General features: G+C 75.6%; 5 protein-coding genes. 3 read left to right on the plus strand and 2 right to left on the minus strand.

All coding sequences use genetic code 11. The features are described from left to right. Positions 1-1,322 (plus strand): DUF445 domain-containing protein (locus HYE82_RS34515; protein ID WP_179178170.1); only part of this gene is annotated, 1,322 nt, incomplete at its 5' end. A 422-nt stretch (positions 1,323-1,744) separates the two neighbouring features. Here HYE82_RS34515 and HYE82_RS34520 read toward each other — a convergent pair. Further along, positions 1,745-2,044, minus strand: a complete 300-nt coding sequence (locus tag HYE82_RS34520) for a hypothetical protein (protein WP_179178171.1) — start codon at positions 2,042-2,044, stop codon at positions 1,745-1,747. Positions 2,045-2,262: 218 nt separating this feature from the next. Next, on the minus strand, positions 2,263-2,460 hold the full coding sequence (locus HYE82_RS34525) for a hypothetical protein (RefSeq protein WP_179178172.1): 198 nt from the start codon (positions 2,458-2,460) through the stop codon (positions 2,263-2,265). A gap of 158 nt (positions 2,461-2,618) precedes the next feature. On the opposite strand from HYE82_RS34525, the gene HYE82_RS34530 reads away from it, so the two are divergent. Both HYE82_RS34530 and HYE82_RS34535 read left to right on the plus strand, forming a co-directional pair. Beyond that, positions 2,619-3,158 carry an N-acetyltransferase gene (locus HYE82_RS34530; protein ID WP_218783384.1) on the plus strand — a complete coding sequence of 180 codons (540 nt, stop codon included), beginning with the start codon at positions 2,619-2,621 and terminating at the stop codon, positions 3,156-3,158. 84 nt (positions 3,159-3,242) lie between these two features. After that, positions 3,243-4,255 (plus strand): hypothetical protein (locus tag HYE82_RS34535; protein WP_179178173.1); only part of this gene is annotated, 1,013 nt, incomplete at its 3' end.

Raw genomic sequence — 4,255 nt, forward strand, 5'->3', positions numbered from 1 at the left:
ACGGGGGCGGGGGCAGGGGCAGGAACGGTGGGCCGACGGCCCGCACACCCACCCTCAGCGGCTTCGTGTTCAGCGAGGCGGACGAGGAGCGGCGCCGCGGCGTGCGCCGGATGAAGGCCACCGCCACCGGCCTGCTGCTCCTGGTCGCCCTGGTGTACGTGCTCAGCACCTGGGCGGAGCACACCGGGGCCGGTGCCTGGGTGGGCTACGTCCGGGCCGCCGCCGAGGCGGGAATGGTCGGCGCGCTCGCGGACTGGTTCGCGGTGACGGCACTCTTCCGTCACCCACTCGGCCTGCCCATCCCGCACACCGCGATCATCCCGACCAAGAAGGATCAGCTCGGCGCCACGCTAGGCGAGTTCGTCGGCGAGAACTTCCTCTCCCCGGACGTGGTCCGCGCCCGCCTGCACGCCCTCGGCATCGGCCGCCGGCTGGGGGCCTGGCTGGCCGAGCCGGCGCACGCCGACCGGGTCACGGCCGAGCTCGCCGCGGCGTTGCGCGGGGCCTTGACCGTACTGCGCGACTCCGACGTCCAAGCCGTCGTCGGGGAGGCCGTCACGCGGCGCGCGGAGTCCGCCGAGATCGCGCCGGGCATCGGCAAGACCCTGGAGCGGGTCGTCGCGGACGGCGGCCACCACAGGGTCGTCGACCTGGTGTGCGCCAAGGCGCGCGACTGGCTGATGACGCACGGGGACTCGGTCATGGGTGCGGTCCAGGGCGGTGCACCGGGCTGGACCCCGCGGTTCGTGGACCGCAAGGTCGGCGAGCGCGTGTACAAGGAACTGCTGCGCTTCCTCACGGAGATGCGGGACATGCCGCACCACCCGGCGCGCGGGGCGGTGGACCGGTTCCTGACGGACTTCGCGGCCGACCTCCAGGCGGACACGGACACCCGGGCCCGGGTGGAGCGGCTGAAGGGGGAGATCCTGGAGCGGGAGGAGATCCAGGACGTGATCGCCTCCGCGTGGACGGCGATCCGGTCGCTGATCCTGGCGGCGGCGGAGGACGAGCGCAGCGAGCTGAGGTTGCGCGTGCGGGCGTCGCTGCTGTCGCTGGGGGCGAAGCTGGCCACGGACCAGCGGCTGCAGGACAAGGCGGAGGGGTGGATAGAGGGTGCGGTGGTGTACGTGGTGACCACCTACCGGGCCGAGATCACCTCGCTGATCTCGGAGACCGTGGCCGGGTGGGACGCGGAGCAGACGACCCGGAAGATCGAGGCCCACATCGGCCGGGACCTTCAGTTCATCCGCATCAACGGCACGGTCGTCGGCGCCCTGGCCGGCCTCCTGATCCATACGGTGTCCCGCGCCTTCGGCGCCTGACGCACCGCACCGCCGCACCGGCACCCCACGGCCGCGTCTCCCGCCCGCGCCCCCGCCGCCGCAGATCACGGCCACGCCCACGGCCACGGCTATGGCACCTGTCCGGGCCGCCGGCGGTGTGCGCGGGGCGCAGTTCCGGCCTTGTCCGCGGGCCCGCTGTCACTGCGGCACGTTCGGGGTGCTGCCGCCCCGTCGGCGCATTCCGGGCCGGGCGCCTGCCGCATGCGGGGACGGCCCACCCCTCTTCCTTCGGGATGGCTGCCCGATGCATTCCCGGAAGGCAGCTCGCTCCTGCCTCGCCGGCTGCCGCCCGCGATGCCACGGGGGGCCGGGCACACGGGGGGCGGACGACGCCGGACGGCGGCGCGCCCCACCTTGGGTCCGGGGTACCGGGGGCGGGGCCGCGCCCGTACCTGCGTGCTTCAGCCGCGGTCGGCCACGGCCCAGGCGGTGGTGGCCACGACCGCGGTCGCGCCGAGCACGGCCGGCCATGCCCCGACCTTCTTCGCCAGCGGGTGCGCACCCGCGAAGCCGGCCAGGTACAGCGCCCCGAGCCCGGCCGCCGCGGGGACGCCGCCGCGCTTGTGCCACTCGCGTCCGGCCGCGAACCCGGCCGCGCCGAGGACGACACCGCCCAGCGGGCGCTTCTTGGTCCATCGGGCGACGGCGTAACCGCCGACCAGCCCGACGGCCGCCCATGCGGAACTCGGTACCCGCGCCATCCCAACTCCCTCGTCAGTTCGTCGATTCCGTGTATCGGTATGTGCGTGTGCGTGTGCGCGTGCGCCGCGCAGCCCAAGCTCAGGCTGCGTGCCGGTGCCGGTGCCGGTGCCGGTGCCGGTGCCGGTGCATGCAGGCCCGCAATCGCACCCGCGTGCACGGCCCGTGCGCCCCGTATACGCCCCGTACGCCCCGTGCGCCCGCGCCCCGCCGTACGAGGCTAACGCGGCCAACGCGGCTGACGCGGCCGCCTCGGCCCCCGGCGCGCGGCAGCCAGCGCCCCGAGTACGAGCACGGCCCCGCCGATCACCGCATCCGGTACGGCCTCCTGCACGGCACGCGGCAGCAGAGCCACCACACCCAGCACGAGCAGGAAGGCGAGGGCGCACCGGCCGACGGCCCCGAGCAGTCTGTCCACGGGCTGCTCAACGCCAGGGCCCGGTCCCCCGACACGGAGCCGGGGGAGGGGATTTGTCGCACACTCGCCGGATCCGTGCGGTAAGCGCCCGGGGAGACCGGCCGGGCATACAGTCGCCCTCCCACCCCAATCGGGACGAAGAGAGAGGTGCGGACATCGTGATCTGCTACGGAGAGGCCGTCCTCGATCTCAGGGACGAACTGGTCGACGCCTACGCCGAGGTGTTCTCGGCCCCGCCGTGGAACGAGAGTGCGGAAACCATTCGCCGGTTCGCGGCCCGGCTCCATTCCGACAGTCGGCGCCCCGGCTTCCGTACGGCGATCGCCCAGTCCGCGGCAGGCGTCGACGGCTTTGCCACGGCCTGGCTCACCCCCGCCGCCTTCCCCTCCGACCGCGGGTACGCGCAGGTCGCCGCACAGCTCGGCCCGGACCGGGTGCGGGACCTCCTCGGGGGTGCGCTGGAGATCGACGAGCTCGCCGTACGCGCGTACGCGCGCGGCCGCGGCACCGGCCGCGCCCTGCTCGCCGAGGTCATCGCCGACGCCCCGGACCGGCGGGCCTGGCTGCTGACCTCCCGCCTGGCGGCGGACACGGTGGCCACGTACCGCCGCCTGGGCTGGCACGAGGTCAGCGCCCTGCCGGACACCCGCACCACAGCCGTGGTCGTCTTCCTCTCCCCGGACCACCCGGGCCGGTAGGGGACCGGGCTGCCGGCCGGGCGGGCCCGGGCCGGTCCGGCCGGCTCAGGGGTCCCGTCGCCCCTGAGCGGGCATACCGCCGACATGATCACACCGACCGCGGGACCACGCCCCCGACGCCACGCCACCACCCCGGCGACACCCACCACACCACGCACCACCTCCAGCCCGGCACCCCTGCTCCGCAGGCAGCTCAACCTCGCCACCCGCCACCAGCTCACCGCATCCGGCATCCCGGGCGGCACCGTCACCTCCCGCACCCGCCCCGGCGGCCCCTGGCAACGCTTGCTGCCGCGCGTGTACCTCCTGCAGACCGGCCCCCCGGACCACCGCCAGCGCGCCCTCGCCGCCGTCCTGTACGCCGCCGAGCCCGCCTCGGATCCGCTGTCCGGCGCGACGGCCGTGCTCACCGGCGGCGCCGCCCTGGCCCTGCTCGGCATCCGCGACGCCCCCTGCACCCCGGCCGACGTCCTGGTCCGCGCCCCGCGCCGGCCGGCCGGCACCGCCGAGGTCCGGCCCGTACCGACCGCCCGCTGGCCGCAGACCATCACGGTGGCGGGCGTCCCCTCCACCCGCCCGGTCCGCGCCGCGGCCGACTTCGCCTCCCGCACCACCGACCCCGACCGGATCCGCGCGATCCTGGCCCACGTCGTCCAGTCCGGCTGGTGCCACCCGCAGGACCTGTACGCCGAACTCCGCACCGCCCGGCTCCTGCGCCGCCCCGCGATCCGCGCCGCGGCTGCGGAACTCCTGGCCGGCGTCCGCTCCCCGGCCGAAGCCCGGGCCCGCGAAGCCCTCGCCGCGACGGGCCCGGACCTCCCGGCCCCGCTGTGGAACGCCCGCCTCTACACCCCGGACGGCGCCTTCCTCGCCAGCCCGGACGCGTACTGGCCGGACGAAGGCGTGGCCCTGGAGATCGACTCCGCCGAGTACCACTACACCCGCGGCGCCTGGCAGGCCACCCTCCGCCGCCGGCTCCGCCTGGAGGCCCACGGCATCCTGGTGATCAGCGCGACCCCGTCGATGATCCGCGAAACCCCGCACGAGGTCACGAGAGCCCTCCGCACCCTGCTGACCCTGGCCTCCACCCGCCCCAC

The sequence above is a fragment of the Streptomyces sp. BR123 genome (assembly GCF_013401435.1).
GTDB lineage: Bacteria > Actinomycetota > Actinomycetes > Streptomycetales > Streptomycetaceae > Streptomyces.

Coding starts and splice junctions, on each gene's coding strand:
- HYE82_RS34520 (WP_179178171.1), bottom strand. CDS start 2,044: ATGGCGCGGGTACCGAGTTCCGCATGGGCGGCCGTCGGGCTGGTCGGC.